Source organism: Mycobacterium paraffinicum, from assembly GCF_025822865.1.
Lineage (GTDB): Bacteria > Actinomycetota > Actinomycetes > Mycobacteriales > Mycobacteriaceae > Mycobacterium > Mycobacterium paraffinicum.
This window is the reverse complement of sequence record NZ_JACKUR010000021.1, coordinates 312,810-332,056: the sequence shown is the minus strand read 5'-3', so window position 1 is coordinate 332,056 and position 19,247 is coordinate 312,810. Positions and strand designations below refer to the sequence as shown.

The following is a 19,247-nucleotide window of genomic DNA, read 5'->3' as shown; positions in this document are numbered from 1 at the left end:
CGGACACAGCGGCTTCGCTTACGATCGAGCCTCGTGCCCCACGACGATGATCAGCGTTCGCAGCGGATCCCTCGCTCGGTGGCAGTCGTCGCGGGCCTCGTGGGTCTGCTGTTGTGCGTCCTGGTGCCGTTGCTCCCGGTGAAACAGACCACCGCGACGGTGCTGTGGCCACAGGGCACCGCGGACGGGCACGTCACCCAGATCACCGCGCCCCTGGTGTCCGGGGCGCCGCGCGCGCTCGACATCTCCATCCCGTGTGCGGCGATCGCGACCCTGCCCGCCAGCGGCGGCCTGGTGGTCTCCACCCTGCCCGCCGGCGGGATGGACGCCGGCAAGAACGGGCTGTTCGTGCGCGCGGACAAGGACCTGGTGGTTGTCGCGTTCCGTGACACCGTGGCCGCGGCGGCGCCGCGCCCGGCGGTCGCCGGCGGGGCCTGCAGCGTGCTGCACGCCTGGGCCGACGCGGGCGCTGCGGGCGCGGAGTTCGTCGGCATGCCCGGCGCCTCCGGGATACTGCCCTCGGAGAAGAAGCCTCAGGTCGGCGGGATCTTCACGGACCTGAAGGTGCCCGCCCAGCCCGGGCTGTCGGCCCGCGTCGACATCGACACCCGGTTCATCACGGCCCCGACCGCCCTCAAACAGCTCGCCATGGGCGCGGGCGCGCTGGCCGTCCTGACGGCCGTCATCGCGCTGGCCGCGCTCGACCGGCGCAGTCGGGGCGGCGGCACGCTGGTCAATTGGCGGTCCCCGATCGCCTGGCTTTCCCGGTACCGTCCCCGCGCGCGCTGGAATTCGTGGCGGCGCGTCGGCATCGCCACCTGGATCGCCGATGCCGGAGTGATCGCGACGCTGCTGCTCTGGCACATCATCGGCGCCACCTCGTCCGACGACGGCTACAACCTGACCATCGCCCGCGTCGCCCCGAAGGCCGGCTACATCGCCGACTACTACCGCTACTTCGGCACGACGGACGCACCGTTCGACTGGTACCTGGGCCTGCTGTCCAGGCTGGCGTCGGTGAGCACCGCCGGCGTGTGGATGCGCCTGCCGGCCACGCTGGCCGGCATCGCCTGCTGGCTGGTGATCAGCCACTTGATCCTGCGCAGGCTGGGGCCCGGCCGGGGCGGCCTGGCGGCCAACCGGGTGGCCGTCTTCACCGCGGGCGCGGTGTTCCTGGCCGCCTGGCTGCCGTTCAACAACGGTCTGCGGCCCGAGCCACTGATCGCCCTCGGCGTGCTGATCACCTGGATCCTGGTCGAACGCGCGATCGCGCTGCAGCACCTGGCCCCGGCCGCCGTCGCCATCTTCGTCGCAATGCTCACCGCGACCCTGGCGCCGCAGGGCCTGATCGCCGTCGCGGCACTGCTGACCGGAGCGCGGGCCGTCGCCCAGACGATCCGGCGGCGCCGGGCGGCCGACGGGCTGCTCGCTCCGCTGGCGGTGCTGGCGGCGTCACTCTCGCTGATCACCGTCGTGGTGTTCCGCAGTCAGACGCTGGCGACCGTCGCCGAGTCGGCACGCATCAAATACAAGGTCGGGCCGACGATCGCCTGGTACCAGGACTGGCTTCGCTACTACTTCCTCACGGTGGAGTCCAACCCCGACGGGTCGATGGCGAGGCGATTCGCGGTCCTGGTGCTGTTGCTGTGCCTGTTCGGGATGCTGGTCATCCTGCTGCGCCGGGGCGGGGTGCCCGGGGTGGCGAGCGGCCCGGCCTGGCGGTTGATCGGCACCACGGCCGTCGGCCTGTTGCTGTTGACGTTCACCCCGACGAAGTGGGCGGTCCAGTTCGGCGCCTTCGCCGGACTGGCCGGGGCGCTGGGCGCCGTCACCGCGTTCGCCCTGGCACGGATCGGCCTGCACAACCGACGCAACCTGACGCTGTACGTCACGGCCCTGCTGTTCGTCCTGGCGGTCGCGACCTCCGGCATCAACGGCTGGTTCTACGTCGGCAACTACGGGGTGCCGTGGTACGACATCCAGCCGGTCGTCGCCAGCCACCCCGTGACGTCGATGTTCTTGACGCTGTCCATCCTCACCGGCCTGCTGGCCGCCTGGCAGCACTTCCGCATGGACTACGCCGGGCACACCGAGGTCAAGGACAGCCGGCGCAACCGGGTGCTGGCGTCGACCCCGCTGCTGGTGGTCGCGACCATCATGGTGGTCGGCGAAGTCGCCTCGCTGACCAAAGGCGCGGTGTTCCGCTACCCGCTCTACACCACCGGCAAGGCCAATCTGGCCGCCATCAGTTCGGGGCTGTCGCCCGTCAGCTGCGCGATGGCCGACGACGTGCTGACCGAGCCCGACCCCAACGCCGGCATGCTGCAGCCGGCGCCCGGGCAGACCTTCGGCCCGGACGGCCCGCTCGGCGGCGCCAACCCGGTCGGCTTCAAACCCGACGGCGTCGGCGATGACCTGAGGTCCTACCCGGTGGTCACCAAGCCGGGAGTGGTGAATTCCGATGCGTCCCCGAACAAGCCGAACGCCGCCATGAGTGACTCCGCAGGCACCGCCGGCGGGAAGGGTCCCGCCGGTGTCAACGGCTCGCACGCGGCGCTGCCGTTCGGCCTCGACCCGGCCCGCACCCCGGTGATGGGCAGCTACGGCGAGAACTCGCTGGCCGCCACCGCGACCTCGGCCTGGTACCAGCTGCCTCCACGCACCCCGGACCGCCCGATCGTCGCGGTTTCGGCGTCGGGTGCCATCTGGTCGTACAAGGAGGACGGCACCTTCACCTACGGGCAGTCGCTGAAGTTGCAGTGGGGCGTCGCCCGCCCCGACGGCAGCACCCAGCCGCTCGCGGAGGTGCAGCCCATCGACATCGGGCCCGAGCCGGCGTGGCGCAATCTGCGGTTCCCGCTGACCTGGGCGCCGCCCGAGGCGAACGTGGCGCGCATCGTCGCCTACGACCCGAACCTGAGTTCGGATCAGTGGTTCGCGTTCACGCCGCCGCGAGTTCCGGTGCTGCGGACCCTGCAGCAAGTGATGGGATCGCGGACGCCGGTGCTGATGGACATCGCGACCGCCGCGAATTTCCCGTGCCAGCGGCCGTTCTCCGAACACCTCGGCGTTGCCGAACTTCCGCAGTACCGCATCCTGCCCGACCACAAACAAACGGCGTCGTCGTCGAACGGGTGGCAGGCAGGTGAGGCCGGCGGGCCGTTCCTGTTCCTGCAGACGATGCTGCGCACCTCGACGGTCGCGACGTATCTGCGGGGCGACTGGTACCGGGACTGGGGATCCGTGGAGCAGTACTTCCGGTTGGTGCCGGCTGATCAGGCGCCGGACGCCGTTATCGAACAGGGTGTGATGACAGTGCACGGCTGGAGCCGGCAGGGACCGATTCGGGCCCTCCCATGACCGTCACGACCGTAAAGAACGTGCGGGTGACGCGCTGGGTGGCGACCATCGCCGGCCTGGTCGGGTTCGTGTTGTCGGTGGCCACCCCGTTGTTGCCCGTCGTGCAGACCACCGCGACCCTGAATTGGCCACAAAACGGCCAACTGAACAGCGTTACCGCGCCGCTGATTTCGCTCACCCCGGTCGACGTGCACGTGACCGTGCCGTGTTCGGTGGTTCGCGACCTGCCACCGGAGGGCGGGGTCGTGCTCAGCACCGCGCCCAAGAAGGGCAAGGACGCCGCGCTGAACGCGTTGTTCGTGGTCGTCAACGGCAAGCGCGTGGACGTCACCGACCGCAACGTGGTGATCGCCAGCGCGCCTCGTGACCAGGTGGCGTCCCCGCAATGTCAGCGTATCGAGATCACCTCTACGAAGGCGGGCGCCTACGCCAGCTTCGTAGGACTGAAAGATCCGGCGGGCAGACCGCTCGGCGGCGGTTTCCCCGATCCGAACCTGCGGCCGCAGATCGTGGGGGTGTTCACCGACCTGACCGGCCCGGCCCCGCCGGATTTGAAGCTTTCGGCCACCATCGACACCCGGTTCTCCACCACCCCAACGACTTTGAAACTGGTCGCGATGGTGCTGGCGATCGTGTCCACCATCGTCTCGCTGGTCGCGCTGTGGCGGCTCGACCAGTTGGACGGTCACCGGATGCGCCGGCTGATCCCGGCGAACTGGCGCACGTTCACCCTGGCCGACGTCACGGTGATCTCCGGATTCGTACTGTGGCACGTGATCGGGGCGAACTCCTCCGACGACGGCTACATCTTGGGCATGGCCCGGGTCGCCGATCGCGCCGGCTACATGTCGAACTACTTCCGTTGGTTCGGTAGCCCCGAGGACCCCTTCGGCTGGTACTACAACCTGCTGGCGCTGATGACCCACGTCAGCGACGCCAGCCTGTGGATGCGGTTGCCGGACCTGATCGCCGGGATCGTGTGCTGGCTGCTGCTCTCGCGCGAGGTGCTGCCCCGGTTGGGGCCCGCGGTCGCCCGCAGCAAGGCGGCGAACTGGGCGGCGGGCATGGTCCTGCTGACCGCCTGGATGCCGTTCGACAACGGCCTGCGGCCCGAACCGATCATCGCCGTCGGCTCGCTGATCACCTACGTGCTGATCGAGCGCTCCATGCGCTACAGCCGGCTGACGCCGGCGGCGCTGGCGGTCATCACCGCGGCCTTCACGCTGGGCGTCCAGCCCACCGGACTGATCGCGGTGGCCGCGCTGATCGCCGGTGGCCGCCCGATCCTGCGCATTCTGGTCCGCCGCCATCGCCTGGTCGGCACCTGGCCGCTGGTGGCACCCATGCTGGCCGCCGGCACCGTCATCCTGACCGTGGTGTTCGCCGACCAGACGCTGTCAACGGTGTTGGAAGCCACCAGGATTCGAACCGACATCGGGCCCAGCCAGGCCTGGTACACCGAGAACCTGCGCTACTACTACCTGATTCTGCCCACTGTCGACGGATCGCTCTCGCGTCGCTTCGGCTTCCTGATCACCGCGCTCTGCTTGTTCACGGCCGTGTTCATCATGTTGCGGCGCAAGCGAGTTCCCGGTGTGGCCCGCGGGCCGGCGTGGCGGCTGATGGGCGTCATCTTCGGCACCATGTTCTTCCTGATGTTCACGCCCACCAAGTGGGTGCACCACTTCGGGCTGTTCGCGGCGGTGGGCGCCGCGATGGCCGCGTTGACGACGGTGCTGGTGTCGCATGAGGTGCTGCGCTGGTCGCGCAACCGGATGGCGTTCCTGGCGGCGGTGCTTTTCATTTTGGCGCTGTGCTTCGCCACCACCAACGGCTGGTGGTACGTCTCCAGCTATGGCGTGCCGTTCAACAGCAGCATGCCGAAAATCGGCGGAATCACAATCAGCACAGTCTTTTTCGCATTATTCGCGATCGCCGCCCTGTGGGCGATGTACCTGCACTTCGCAGCCAGGAGCCGCGGCGAGGGACGGCTGGCGCGGCTCGTGACGGCGGCGCCCATCCCCGTCGCAGCGGGATTCATGGCGGTGGTGTTCATCGCGTCGATGACGGCCGGCATCGTGCGCCAGTACCCCACCTACTCCAACGCCTGGGACAACCTGCGGGAATTCAGCGGCGGCTGCGGGCTGGCCGACGACGTGCTCGTCGAGCCGGACAGCAACGCCGGCTTCATGGCGGCCCTGCCCGACAATTACGGTCCGTTGGGCCCGCTGGGTGGTGTCAACCCGACCGGGTTCACCCCCAACGGGGTACCGGATCGCACGCTCGCGGAGTCGGTCAAGGAGACGTCGGTGCCGCAGCCCGGAACCGACTACGACTGGGATGCGCCGACCAAGCTGAGCACGCCGGGCATCAACGGGTCGACGGTGCCGCTGCCCTACGGCCTCAACCCCGATCAGGTCCCGCTGGCGGGCAGCTACACCAGCGGCGCGCAACAGCAGAGCAAGCTGACCTCGGCGTGGTACCAGCTGCCGAAGCCCGACGCCGGACACCCGCTGGTGGTGGTGACCGCCGCCGGCACGATCGCCGGCAACAGCATCCTGCACCACCACACCAACGGGCAGACCGTGGAATTGGAATTCGGCAAGCCCGGTCCCGGCGGCGCGGTGCTTCCGGCCGGGCGCCTGGTGCCTTACGACCTGTACGGCGAGCAACCCAAGGTATGGCGGAACCTGCGCTTCGCGCGCTCCCAGATGCCCGCCGACGCCGTCGCGGTGCGGGTTGTCGCCGAGGACCTGTCCCTCACGCCGGACGACTGGATCGCCCTGACCCCGCCGCGCGTGCCGGAGCTGCGCTCGTTGCAGGAGTACGTCGGCTCGACGCAGCCGGTGCTGATGGACTGGGCGGTCGGACTGGCCTTCCCCTGCCAGCAGCCGATGCTGCACGTCAACGGCGTCACCGAGATCCCCAAGTTCCGGATCACTCCGGACTACAACGCCAAGAAGCAGGACACCGACACCTGGCAGGACGGGGTCAACGGCGGTCTGCTGGGGATCACCGATCTGCTGCTGCGTGCTCATGTGATGTCGACCTACCTCTCCCACGACTGGGGACGCGACTGGGGATCGCTGCGCAAATTCGACACCATCGCCGATGCCCAACCCGCGCGGCTCGATCTCGGCACAGCGACCCGCAGCGGGTGGTGGTCCCCCGGGCCGATCCGCATTAAGCCTTAGCTGCTTTATAAAGGCTTCACCTTTAATTCGTCAGCCGCCAAATAACTGCGCAAATTAACGGTCAAGTAATTGACCGCAATAGGTTTGATTTCGCCGATTTCGGGTCAATACTTATTCCGCTGTGATCCGCTTCACACGGACAAAATAGGTGGCCCCCATGCACGCGCTGACACGACTCGGGACATGTGCGGCGGTGATCACCGTGGTGATCACCCCGGCGGCGGCGTTCGAAATCACCAAGGCGGCCGCCGAGGGCGGCACCACGGTAGCCCTCGACAACTACTATCGCCGCTGCGATTTCAGCCGCGTCGGCGTCCCCAAGGTGCCCCGCCCCGGGCTGGGCACCGGTTCGGCTCTGATCCATACCTCCGGGTCAAAAGCGGTCGCCGAGGTGCACCTGTACGACGAGCCCGAGCCGGGCACCCACTTCGACGTCGGACTCATCCAGATGCCTCGGCCGTCGTCGAGTCCCTGCGGGCCGGCTGATCCCGGCACCGCGTTCTCCGGCATGGACATCGACCCGGCGGGCAACGGAACGGCGACCGTGCAAGACACCATTCGGCCAGGCACCACGGGCGTGTGGGTGATTATCGAGCGGGCCAACTCGAACTCGCAGAATCCGGCGGAGTTTTACACGTCGGAGTTCGTGGCACCGGTATAAGCCCCCGTCCCTGCGAGGGAGTGCCATAAGTCCCTATCTCGACGCCGCGGTCAAGTGCTCCGATAAAGGGGATCGCTGAATGACCGGCGCCACATGAGAGGTACGGCAATGAACGCTCCACAACAGCCGCAGACCAGGACACGCTTCTTCGCCCGCGTGCTCGGTCCCTTCCTCGTCATCGTCGATGTGACGGCGGTGGCGCGCGCGTCCGACATGCAATCGCTGCTGTCGCAGTTCGAGGCGAACTCGATGTGGACCTTCGTCACCGGCGCCTTCATCTTGTTGCTCGGCCTGACCATTGTCGCGGCTCACCAGAGCTGGCGCGGCGTTGCGGCGGCCATCGTTTCCCTGCTCGGCTGGCTGATCGTGCTGCGGGGCCTGCTGCTGGTGGCCTTCCCCAAGTTCTTCGCCTCGCTGGCCAACGACATGATCGGCGCGCAAGCCTGGTGGATAGCGGCGTGCGTCGTCTTCGCCCTCGTCGGTGTGTACCTGACCTACGTCGGCTGGGCACCGGCACCGACGCGGCCGTCGCAAGGCGCCGCGGCCAGCCCGGATCTGCCGCGAGCCGCGTGAGCGACACCGGGTCTACGCCGAACCGGCCGACGCAGCGCGAAGGCTCGGAGGAACTCACCGGCGACATCGGCACCGCGATGCCGGGCGAGTTCGACGCGCCGGCAACGGCCGCTGCAGCGGCGCTCGAGGACACACCGACACTGAGCCCGGGCTCCGCGCTGCTCGTCGTCACGCGCGGGCCAAACGCCGGCTCGCGGTTCCCCTTGACCCAACCCGTCATGTCGGCGGGCCGGCATCCGGAAAGCGACATCTACCTCGACGACATCACCGTCAGCCGTCGGCACGCCGAATTGCGCAGCGAGGGTGGCCAATTCCGCATCGTCGACGTGGGCAGCATGAACCGCACCTATCTCAACCGGGAGCCCGTCGACTCGGCGGTGCTGGCCAACGGCGACGAGATCCAGATCGGCAGGGTACGTCTGGTTTTCCTCACGGGCGCGTAGCGTCACTCCCATGAGCGACTACGCCGTAGAGGCGGTGGACAGGCTGCCCTTCTCCACCGAGGAGAAGTCGCAGCGCTACCAAACCGAAAACTACCGCGGGGCCGTGGGTCTCAACTGGTATCGCACCGATCCCACCCTGCAGTTCACCATGGCGTACTACCTGCAGCCGGACGAACTGGCGGTCGTGGAGCCGCATCTGGTGCGCATGGGCGAGCTGATGGGCGGCCCGGTCGCGCGATGGGCGGAGGAGACCGACCACAACCCGCCCCGGCTGGAGCGCTACGACCGCTGGGGCCACGACGTCAGCCAGGTCGTCATGCCGGCCTCGTTCACCCAGTCCAAGCGCGCGGTCCTGGATGCCCAGCACGCCCTGCGCGACGACGCGCGCGCCGCCAAGGTGAGCTCGGGCCTGGGCCTGTTCGCGTCCAACTATCTGCTCAACCAGGCCGATATCGGGATGGGCTGCGCGCTGGGTACCGGCGGCGGCATGGTCCAGTCGCTGGTGGCCGCCTACGCGCCGGCCGACGTGCGTGAGCACGTGCTGGCCAAGTTCGCCTCGGGCGAGTGGGCGGGCGAGACGGCGCAACTGCTGACCGAACGCTCCGGCGGCTCGGACCTGGGCGCGCTCGAGACGACGGCGACCCGCGCTGGGGACGCGTGGATTCTCAACGGCTTCAAGTGGTTTGCGTCCAACTGCGGTGGCAAGGCGTTCGTCGTGATGGCCAAGCCGGAGGGCGCGCCCGACTCGTCGCGGGGCATTGCCAACTTCCTGGTGCTGCGTACCCGCCGCGACGGGTCGCGCAACGGGGTGCGGGTGCGCCGCCTGAAGGACAAGCTCGGCACCCGATCGGTGGCCTCCGGTGAGGTGGAATTCGTTGACGCCGAGGCGTTTCTGTTGTCCGAGAAGCCGAGCGGCGTAAAAGGGCAAGCGGGACCGTCGGACGGCAAGGGGCTGGGCCGCATGATGGAGCTGACCAACGCCGCGCGCCTCGGCATCGCCCTGTTCGGGCTCGGCAACGCGCGCCGCGCCCTGGTCGAGTCGCTGTGTTACGCCCGGCGGCGGCAGGCGTTCGGCGGCGCGCTCATCGACAAGCCGCTGATGCGGCGCAAGCTCGCCGAGTTGGTCGTCGACGTCGAAGCCGCCCAGGCCATGGTCTTCGACGGCACCGGCGCCGCCAACCATCGCCAGCCCCGCGGCATGCGGCAGCGCATCGCCGTGCCGGTCACCAAGCTCAAGGTCTGCCGTCTCGGGATCACCGCAGCGTCCGACGCGATCGAAATCCACGGCGGCAACGGCTATATCGAGACCTGGCCGGTGGCGCGACTGTTGCGCGACGCGCAGGTGAACACCATCTGGGAGGGGCCGGACAACATCCTCTGCCTGGATGTGCGGCGCGGCATCGAGCAGACCCGCGCCCATGAGCCGTTGTTGGCGCGGCTGCGCGACGCGGTGTCGGTTTCCGATGACGACGACACCACCCGGCTGGTCGCGGGGCGCATCGAGGACCTGGACGCGGCGATCACGGCATGGTCCAAACTGGACCGCGACATTGCCGAGGCGCGGCTGTTCCCGCTGGCTCAATTCATGGGTGACGTGTACGCCGCGGCGCTGCTCACCGAGCAGGCCGCCTGGGAGCGTGCCACCCGCGGCGGGGAGCGCAAGGCGCTGGTCGCCCGGCTCTACGCGCAGCGGTATCTCGCCGACCGCGGGGCGCTGCGCGGCATCGACGCGGACGGCGACGAGGCGTTGGAGCGGTTCGACGAACTCGTCGACGGCGCGCTGGCGAGCTAACTACCGCGCGAGCAGACGCAAAATCGCACAATCGCCCGATCAATCGCGCAATTTTGCGTCTGCTCGCGGTGAGGCTAGACCGGGATCAGCCCGTGCTTGCGCGCCGTGCGGAACCACAACTGCTTGTCCCGCAACAGCTTCAGCGACTTACGCAGCAACAGCCGGGTCTGGTGCGGGTCGATGACCGCGTCGATGAAGCCGCGTTCGGCGGCGGTCCACGGGATCGCCATGTTGAGGTTGTAGCCCTCGATGAAGTCCTTCTTGATCTGCTGCGCCTCGGGCGTCGTCGGGTCGGGGAACCGCTTCATCAGCAGCTGCGCGGCCCCCTCGGCGCCGATCACCGCGATGCGCGCGGTGGGCCAGGCGAAGTTGAAGTCGGACGTCAGCTGCCGGGATCCCATCACGGCGTAGGCGCCACCGTAGGACTTGCGCACGGTGATCGTCACCTTCGGGACGTCCGCCTCGACCACCGAGTAGAGGAACCGGCCGCCGCGCTTGATGATGCCCCGCTTCTCTTCCTCGGCGCCCGGCAGGAAGCCCGGGGTGTCCACCACGAACACCAGCGGGGTGTTGAACGCGTCGCAGAACCGGATGAACCGCGCGGCCTTGTCGGAGGCCTCGTTGTCGATCGACCCGGCCAGGTACATGGGCTGGTTGGCGATGACGCCGACCGGGCGCCCGTCGACCCGGGCGTACCCGGTGATGATGGCCGGCCCGTGCTGCGCGGCGACCTCGAGGAAGTCGCCGTCGTCGAAGATGCGCAGCAGGATTTCGTGCATGTCGTAGGCCGCATTGTCGGAGTCCGGCACGATCGTGTCGAGCTCCAGGTCGGTCGGCGTGACCTCCGGCTCCAGCCCGGGGTTGACGATCGGCGGATTGTCGAAGCAATTGGACGGCAGGAAGGACAGGAAGTCACGCACGTACTGGAACGCTTCGGCCTCGGAATCCACCACCTGATGGATGTTGCCGTAGCGGGCCTGCGCGTCGGAGCCGCCGAGCTCGTCGAGGGTGACCTCCTCGCCGGTGACCTCCCTGATCACGTCGGGACCGGTGACGAAGAAGTAACCCTGGTCGCGCACCGAGACCAGCAGATCGTCTTGGATCGGTGAATACACCGCTCCCCCAGCGCATTTGCCGAAGATGAGGGAGATCTGTGGCACCAGACCGGACAGCGCCTCGTGCCGGCGGCCCAGCTCGGCGTACCACGCCAGCGAGGTGACCGCGTCCTGAATCCGGGCGCCACCCGAGTCCTGGATGCCGATGATCGGACACCCGACCATCGCGCACCACTCCATCAGCCGCGCGACCTTGCGGCCGAACATCTCGCCCACCGTGCCCTGAAACACCGTTTGGTCGTGGGAGAACACCCCGACCGGCCGGCCGTCGATCATGGCGTGCCCGGTGACGCAGCCGTCACCGTAGAGCGCGTTCGGGTCGTTCGGCGTCTTGGCCAGCGCGCCGACCTCGAGGAAGGTGCCCGGATCGACCAGCGCGTGAATGCGGGCCCTGGCACTGGGAATGCCCTTCTTGTCGCGCTTGGCGACCGCCTTCTCACCGCCCGGCTCCTTGGCCAATTCCAGGCGAACGTGCAGCTCGGTCAGCTTTTCGGCTGTCGTGTGAGCGCGAGAAGGCTCCGCACCGGTCACTAGTTGCTCACCTCACTCGTCTGACTGGTCTCGGCCTCCACCTTATTCAGCACGTCGGAGAGGTGAGCACCGACCTTGCCGATGATCGGTTCGTCGATGGCCTGGATGTGCTCGCCGCCGATGGGCACCACCTCGAGGTCGGCCACGTACTCGCCCCAGCCGCCGTCGGGCTGGCGGACCGCATATCGCGGCTCGAACTCGATCACGTCGTCGTGGTAGCGATCGGCCATGTACAGGGTCACGTGGCCGTCGTAAGGCTCGATCTGTACGGTCTCGAGCGCGCGGTTGTCCAGGTAGGACGTCCGTTGGTGCTCGACGATGCCGCCCGGGATCTGCACGCCGCTTTGCTGAACGATGTCCAGCACGAACTTGACCTGGCCCTCGTCGTCGAGCTCTTCGAGCTGCTCGTAGGGGATCGCCGGAATCTCGACGTTGAAGGTGCGCTCGGCGAACTTCGCGTACCGGTCCCAGCGCTTGCGGGTCTCCTCCTGCGTCTGGGGGATCTCCTCGCCGGCGCGGACGGTGTCGATCATCCCGACGAAGCGCACGTCCTCACCCGCGCGCTTCAAGCCGATCGCGCACGCGTACGCCAGCGCGCCGCCGAGCGACCAGCCGGCCAGGATGAACGGCTTGCCCGCGTTCATCTCCAACAGCTTCGGCACGTACTGGGCGGCCCGCTCCTGGACAGTGCCCTCCACGCGCTCGAACCCGTACATCGGCGTGTCCGCGGGCAACCGGTTCAGCAGCGGCTCGTAGACCACCGTTGAACCGCCGGCGGGGTGGAACACGAACACCGCGGGTTTCGAGCTGCCCTCGGGACGCGCCCGCAGGGTGCGGACGAAGCCGTCGATCTGGCCGGCCTCCAGGTACTGGCGGACCTTCTCGGCCAGCGCCTCGATGGTGTCCGACGTCAGGACGTCCTCGGCGCTGACGGCGCCGTCGGCGCGCTCGGAAAGCCGCTGCGCCATCTTTGCCGCGGTGTCCTCGTCGAGCTTGGGCAGCGGGTTGAAGATGCCGCCCGGCGACTTGCCCGTGACGATCGCCCAGGTGGCGAAGGTGACCCGCTCGGCCGCATCACGCGGCGGCACATCGGAATTCAGTGCCTTTGACACCGCCTCCTGGCTGAGCGCCCCCGCGAGATCCCGCTTCGCGCCGTTGGTCGCCGCCCCCTTCGGGCCGGACGGATCCGTTGGTGGCGGCGGGATTGTCGCGTCCGACGCCGGCGGCGCCGGCTGCGTCTCGGGCTCCGCTTGCGGGTCCGGGGCGGGCGCGGCCACGGTGCTCGGCGTCGCGCCGCTGAGCAGCTGGGCCTGCTCTTTGGCGATCTCCTCGGGCGTAAGCGTCATCTGGTGCTCGTGCAGCTGCTCGACCTCGTCGCGGTGCTCGACCGCGTACTTGATCAGCTCCTCGATGTTGTAGAGGTTGGCGTCGCGCACCGCGGCCAACTGGATGGGCGGCAGGTCGAAGTCGTACTCGACGCGGTTCTTGATCCGCACCGCCATCAGCGAGTCCAGGCCGAGCTCGATCAGCGGCACCTCCCACGGCAGGTCCTCGGGCTCGTAACCCATGGCCGAGCCGACGATCAGGCCCAGGCGCTCCGCGACGGTCTCGCCCGAGTCCGGCGACCACTTGCCCATGCTGGCCGAGAAGTACCGGTTGGTCAGGCTGTCCGTCAGGGTTTCGGCATCCGCCTCGTCCACGGGCGCCTCGGGTGCGGCGGCCGCCCCGTTGGACGGGGCCGTGATCGCCGCTGCGGCGCCGACCGCGGCCGGCAAGGCGACGCCGGCTTCTCCGGCCCGGGTCACCAGGGCGTCGTAGACCAGCGTGAAGGACTCGTCGATGCGGGCGTGCACCTGCACCGACGCTCCGCCGGGGTGCCGGGTCAGCGTCGTCACCAGTCGGGCGCCCTCACCGGGGACCGCACGCTGTTCGGCGGCCGCCAGCTGCGCGTCCGGAAGCACCGCGGCCGCGGCGGCCTTCACCAGCGCGGGCAGGTCCGCTTGGCCGCGGGGGTTGTATTCCCAGACGTGGCGGCCGTCCGGCAGCGCTACATGGTTGCCCGGCATCAGTATCGAGCTGTCGCCGGAGAAATGCGCGTCGAGCCAGTGCTCCTTGCGCTTGAACCGGGTCGGCGGGATGTTCGCGTAGTCCGCCGGCCCGGCGGCGCGGGTGAACAGCGTCCAGATATTGAGGTCATGGCCGTAGACGTAGAGCTGCGCCATGGTCGAGATCATCGACTCGACCTCGTCCTGCTTGCGGGCCAGCGTCGGGATCAGCTGGGCGTCGTGCAGCCCGGCCGCGGCCGTGGTCAGCCCGACCTGCATGAGCGCGACCGGATTGGGCGCCAGCTCCAGGAAGGTGGTGTGCCCGCTGTCGACCGCGTTGCGGACGCCGTGGGTGAAGTAGACGCTGTGGCGCAGCCCCTTCTTCCAGTAGTCGACGTCGTGGATCGGCTCGCCGCCGGGCTTGATGTAGGTGCCCTCGTGCACGGTCGAGTAGATCCCGACGGTCGGGCTGGTCGGCTTGATGCCTTGCAGCTCCGCGGCGAGCTCGCCGAGCAGCGGGTCCATCTGCTGGGTGTGGCTGGCGCCCTTGGTCTGGAACTTGCGGGCGAACTTGCCCTCCGATTCCGCCCGGGCGATGATCGCGTCCACCTGCTCGGGCGGGCCGCCGATGACCGTCTGGGTGGGGGCGGCGTAGACGCACACCTCGAGATCGGGGAAGTCGGAGAACACCGTCTTGATCTCGTCGGCGGAGTACTCCACCAGCGCCATCAGCCGGATGTATTCGCCGAACAGCATCGCCTCGCCCTCACCCATCAGGTGCGAGCGGGAGCAGATGGTCCGGGTGGCGTCGCGCAGCGACAAGCCGCCGGCGAAGTACGCCGAGGCGGCCTCGCCCAGCGACTGGCCGACCACCGCGGCGGGCTTGGCGCCGTGGTGCTTGAGCAGCTCGCCCAGCGCGATCTGGATCGCGAAGATGGTGACCTGAGTGGTCTCGATGCCGTAATCCTGCGAGTCGTCGAGGATCAGCTCGAGCACCGAATAGCCCAGCTCGTCCTGGATCAGCGCGTCGACCTTCTCGATCCACTCGGCGAAGACCTCGTTGCGCAGGTAGAGGCTCTTGCCCATCTTGCGGTGCTGCGCGCCGAACCCGGCCAGGACCCACACCGGGCCGTTCGTCACCGGCCCGTCGACGCTGAACACGCCCGGCCGCTGCTTGCCCTCGGCCACAGCGCGCAGGCCCTTGATGGCCTCCTCGTGGTCGTGCGCCAGCACCACCGCCCGGGAACGGCCGTGGTTGCGCCGCGACAGTGCCCGCCCGATCGATTCCAGCGACGACGCCTGACCCTCCGGGCTTTCCATCCAGTCCGCCAGCTCGGCGGCCGCCGCCTTCTTGCGCGAGGTCAAGAAGGCCGACACCGCCAACGGGATCAGGGGCTTGGTCGGCTCCTCCGCCTCCTGCGCGGCGAGCTCTTCCAGCGCGATCTCTTTCAGCCGCAGCGCCTCGTCGGTGACGCCGGGCAGCTCGTAGTCTTCGTCCTCCTCGGCCACCTCGGCGTCCGGGATGATGTTGCCGAAGTCGTCGAACCGCAGCGCGTGACCCTCCATGGTGGGGGCCTCAGCGGTTTCGGAGGCGGCCTGCGGTTCGGGCGCGGGCTCGGGTTCGCGCTCGATCACGTCGCGTGGCAAGGTCTCGCGCACCACCAGGTGCGCGTTGGCCCCGCCGAAGCCGAAGCTGGACACCCCGGCCAGCGCGTAGCCGCCGTACCGCGGCCAATCGGTGGGCTGGTCGATCACCTTCAGGCGCATCGCGTCGAAGTCGATGTAGGGGCTGGGCCCGGCGAAGTTGATCGACGGCGGCAGCTTGTCGTGCTGCAGGGCCAGCACCACCTTGGCCATGCTGGCCGCGCCGGCCGCCGACTCCAGGTGGCCCACATTGGTTTTCACCGCACCCAGCAGCGCCGGGCGGTCGGCCGGACGTCCCCGGCCGACGACGCGGCCCAGGGCCTCGGCCTCGATCGGGTCACCCAGGACGGTCCCGGTGCCGTGCGCCTCGATGTAGTCGACGGTGCGCGGGTCGATGCCGGCGTCCTTGTAGGCCCGGCGCAGCACGTCGGCCTGCGCATCCTGGTTCGGCGCGATCAGGCCGTTGGAGCGGCCGTCGTGGTTGACGGCGCTGCCGGCGATCACGGCCAGGATCTGGTCGCCGTCGCGGCGGGCGTCGTCGACCCGCTTGAGCACCAGCATCCCGCCACCCTCGGAGCGGGTGTAGCCGTCGGCGTCCGAGGAGAACGATTTGATCCGGCCGTCGGGGGACAAGACCTGGCCGATCTCGTCGAAACCGAGCGTCACCACGGGCGTGATCAGCGCGTTGACGCCACCGGCGACCGCGACGTCGGCCTCGCCGTTGCGCAGGCCCTGCACGGCCTGGTGGATGGCCACCAGCGAGCTCGAGCAGGCGGTGTCGACGGCGACCGACGGACCGCGGAAGTCGTAGAAGTAGGAGACCCGGTTGGCGATGATCGACGTCGCGGTGCCGGTGATGGCGTAGGGGTGCGCGACGGTCGGGTCGGACACCGCCAGGAAGCTGTAGTCGTTGTTGGAGACGCCGACGTACACGCCGACGGACTGTCCGCGCAGGCTCGACGCCGGGATGTGCGCCTGCTCGAGCGCCTCCCAGGTCAGCTCCAGCGCCATCCGCTGCTGCGGGTCGATGTTGTCGGCCTCCGTCTTGGCCACCGCGAAGAACTCGGAGTCGAAGCCCTTGATGTCCTTCAGGTAGCCGCCGCGGGTGCGGGCCTTCGCCATCCGCTCGGCCAGCCGCGGCTCCTCCAGGAACTCCTCCCAGCGGCCCTCCGGCAGGTCGGTGATGGCGTCGCGGCCCTCCATCAGCGCTTGCCACGTCTCGTCGGGGGTGTTCATGTCGCCGGGCAACCGGGTCGACAAGCCCACGATCGCGATGTCGACACGTTCGGCCGGGCCGTTGCGCGTCCAGTCCGAGACGTCGTCGCCGGATGTGTCGATCTCGGGCTCGCCCTCGATGATCCGCGTGGCGAGCGACTCGATGGTCGGGTGCTGGAACGCCACCGCGACCGACAGGGTGACACCGGTCATGTCCTCGATGTCGGCGGCCATCGCCACGGCGTCGCGCGACGACAGGCCCAGCTCGACCATCGGCACCGACTCGTCGATGTCGTCCGGTGACTTCCCGACGGCCCTGCCCACCCAGTTGCGCAGCCACTCGCGCAACTCGGGGACCGTCATTGCGCGCCGCTCTTCGGCATCGCTTCGTCCCCCGCGAGCGGGAGGTGCGCCCACTGCATCGTCGCCGGCGCGCATGTCGGTCTTATTGGCGGGGACATCCCCCTCGGGGGACGGGGTGGTGTTCTCGGCGTTCTCGGAATGATCAGTCTCAGCCATGGTTTTCGTGAATTCAGTCAGTTGAGCTGGCGAAGGCCGTCGGCGAACCGACGCCGCTGCGCAGGCTGCCGTCGAGGTAGGCGGCGCGGCACGCGCGGCGCCCGATCTTGCCGCTGGAGGTGCGCGGAATCGTTCCCGCCTGCACCAGCAGCAGGTCGCGAATGGTCACCCCGTGGCGGACGGCGATGGCCGCCCGGATCTCGTCCGCGATGGGCTGGTAGTCGAGCTTGTGCGTGCCGGGGGCACGCTCGGCCACGATCACCAGCTGCTCGGAGCTGTCATCGGGGTCGTGCTTCAGGCCGGTGTGCGGGTTGTCGAACACCACCTGCGGCAGCTGGTTGGCCGGAACGGAGAACGCGGCCACGTAGCCGGTGCGCAGGGCGCGGCTGGCCTCCTGGGCCGAGTACTCGAGGTCCTGTGGGTAGTGGTTGCGGCCGTCGATGATGACGAGGTCCTTGATCCGGCCCGCGATGTAGAGGTGGCCGTTGTGGTAGGTGCCGTAGTCGCCGGTGCGCACCCACAGCCCGTCGTCAGGGGCGCCCTCGGCGTGCGACTGGCTGACGCGCGACTTGAGGATGTTGCGGAAGGTCTCGTTGGTCTCGTCTTTCTTGCCCCAGTAGCCGGTGCCCATGTTGTTGCCGTGCAACCAGATCTCGCCGATCTGCCCGTCTGGCAGCTCGCTGGCGGTGTCGGGGTCGACGATGACGGCCCACTCGTCGACGCCGATGATGCCGGCGGAAACCTGCGCGACGGCCGTGGGCGCATCGGGGGCCACCTCGACGAAGCGCTGCTTGTTGAGCTCGTCGCGGTCGACATGGATGACCGTGGGCGCCTCGTCCATCGGCGTGGTGGAAACGAACAGCGTGGCCTCGGCCAGGCCGTAGGACGGCTTGATCGCCGTCTCCCGCAGGCCGTAGGGCGCGAAAGCCTCGTAGAACTTGCGCATCGACGCCGGGGATACCGGCTCGCTGCCGTTGAGGATCGCTTTGACGTTGCTCAGGTCGAGCGGTGGCTCGCCGTCCTTGGGCACGCCGCGCACCGCGGCGTGCTCGAACGCGAAGTTCGGCGCGACGGTGACGACCTCGCAGTTCGGGGCGTCTTCGGGCTTACGCGCCATCTCCCGAATCCAGCGGCCGGGCCGGCGCACGAACGCGGCCGGGGTCATGAACGTGAAGTTGTAACCGAGCACCGGCGACAGCAGCGCCGTGATCAGGCCCATGTCGTGGAAGAACGGCAGCCAGGACAGGCCCCGGTCGCCTTCCTTGCCCTCGAGGCCGTTGAGCACCTGCAGCACGTTGGTGGGCAGGTTCAGGTGGCTGATCTGCACGCCGGTCGGGGTGCGCGTGGAGCCGGAGGTGTACTGCAGGTAGGCGATGGTGTTCTCGTCGGCCTCGGGCTCCACCCAGGTAGAGGCCACCTCGTTGGGCACTGCGTCGACGGCGATCACGCGGGGTCGTTCCTTGGCCGAACGGGCGCGGATGAACTTGCGGACACCCTCGGCGGCCTCGGTGGTGGTCAGGATCGTCGACGGGGTGCAGTCGTCGAGCACCGCGTGCAGGCGGCCGACGTGGCCGGGCTCGCCCGGGTCGAACAGCGGCACTGCGATCCGGCCGGCGTACAGCGCGCCGAAGAAGGCGATCAGGTAGTCCAGGTTCTGCGGGCACAGGATGGCGATGCGGTCGCCGGGCTGGGTGACCTGCTGCAGCCGGGCGCCCACCGCCCTGTTGCGGGCGCTGAAGTCGCGCCAGACGATGTCGCGGTACACCCCGTCGCGCTCGGTGGAGTAGTCGATGAAACGGTAGGCCAGATTGTCGCCGCGTACCCGCGCCCACTTCTCAACGTGCTTGACCAGGTTGGTGTTGTCCGGGAACCTGATCTTTCCATTCACGATGAACGGGTTGTGGTACACCATTCCGGTCTCCTGTCACACCTGTTTTAGGTCGGCGTACGCCGACGTTTTGTCCTCTGGTCGGCGGACGCCGACGGTTTCCATCTCTACGCGGACCAGCCCTCGTGCGGCGCCACGGGCGCCGGCCTCCTGCTCATCACAGGCCGGCGTCTACCAGGACCGGGTCCGCAACAAAGTCTTTTAGCTCTTAAATTCCTCTTAATGTTAAGGGGCTGCCCGCAGCACACCAAATCACAAGGTACCGCT

At 68.6% G+C, this 19,247-nt stretch carries 9 protein-coding genes; 6 read left to right on the top strand and 3 right to left on the bottom strand.

All coding sequences use genetic code 11. The annotated features are described in order from the left end of the window. Positions 1 to 33 precede the first annotated feature (33 nt). From H7J89_RS10110 to H7J89_RS10085, 6 genes are all read left to right on the top strand, one after another. Positions 34 to 3,360 (top strand): arabinosyltransferase domain-containing protein, encoded by a 3,327-nt coding sequence (locus tag H7J89_RS10110; RefSeq protein WP_264043042.1) that lies wholly within the window; start codon positions 34 to 36, stop codon positions 3,358 to 3,360. Then, the gene (locus H7J89_RS10105) at positions 3,357 to 6,554 is read left to right on the top strand and encodes an arabinosyltransferase domain-containing protein (RefSeq protein WP_264043040.1); all 3,198 of its coding nucleotides are present in this window, start codon (positions 3,357 to 3,359) and stop codon (positions 6,552 to 6,554) included. Before H7J89_RS10110 ends, H7J89_RS10105 begins: the two co-directional genes overlap by 4 nt. A gap of 157 nt (positions 6,555 to 6,711) precedes the next feature. After that, a complete protein-coding gene (locus tag H7J89_RS10100; RefSeq protein WP_264043037.1) occupies positions 6,712 to 7,215 on the top strand; it encodes a hypothetical protein in 504 nt (167 codons plus the stop codon). Positions 7,216 to 7,323: 108 nt separating this feature from the next. After that, complete coding sequence (locus tag H7J89_RS10095) at positions 7,324 to 7,788, top strand: hypothetical protein (protein WP_264043035.1); 465 nt, start codon at positions 7,324 to 7,326, stop codon at positions 7,786 to 7,788. Beyond that, on the top strand, positions 7,785 to 8,231 hold the full coding sequence (locus H7J89_RS10090; protein ID WP_372513752.1) for an FHA domain-containing protein: 447 nt from the start codon (positions 7,785 to 7,787) through the stop codon (positions 8,229 to 8,231). The genes H7J89_RS10095 and H7J89_RS10090 overlap by 4 nt, the downstream gene beginning before the upstream one ends. Before the next feature lie 10 nt (positions 8,232 to 8,241). Further along, on the top strand, positions 8,242 to 10,023 hold the full coding sequence (locus tag H7J89_RS10085) for an acyl-CoA dehydrogenase family protein (protein ID WP_264043032.1): 1,782 nt from the start codon (positions 8,242 to 8,244) through the stop codon (positions 10,021 to 10,023). 74 nt (positions 10,024 to 10,097) lie between these two features. Here the strand turns inward: H7J89_RS10085 and H7J89_RS10080 are convergent, their stop codons facing one another. The 3 genes from H7J89_RS10080 to fadD32 all read right to left on the bottom strand — a co-directional run bounded on the left by H7J89_RS10080 (position 10,098) and on the right by fadD32 (position 19,004). Continuing rightward, complete coding sequence (locus H7J89_RS10080) at positions 10,098 to 11,669, bottom strand: acyl-CoA carboxylase subunit beta (protein ID WP_264043030.1); 1,572 nt, start codon at positions 11,667 to 11,669, stop codon at positions 10,098 to 10,100. Then, positions 11,669 to 16,936: a polyketide synthase Pks13 gene (gene pks13, locus H7J89_RS10075; RefSeq protein ID WP_264043800.1), complete on the bottom strand. Its 5,268-nt coding sequence runs from the start codon at positions 16,934 to 16,936 to the stop codon at positions 11,669 to 11,671. Before pks13 ends, H7J89_RS10080 begins: the two co-directional genes overlap by 1 nt. Before the next feature lie 169 nt (positions 16,937 to 17,105). Next, positions 17,106 to 19,004 (bottom strand): long-chain-fatty-acid--AMP ligase FadD32, encoded by a 1,899-nt coding sequence (fadD32, locus tag H7J89_RS10070; protein WP_264043028.1) that lies wholly within the window; start codon positions 19,002 to 19,004, stop codon positions 17,106 to 17,108. Positions 19,005 to 19,247 lie beyond the last annotated feature (243 nt).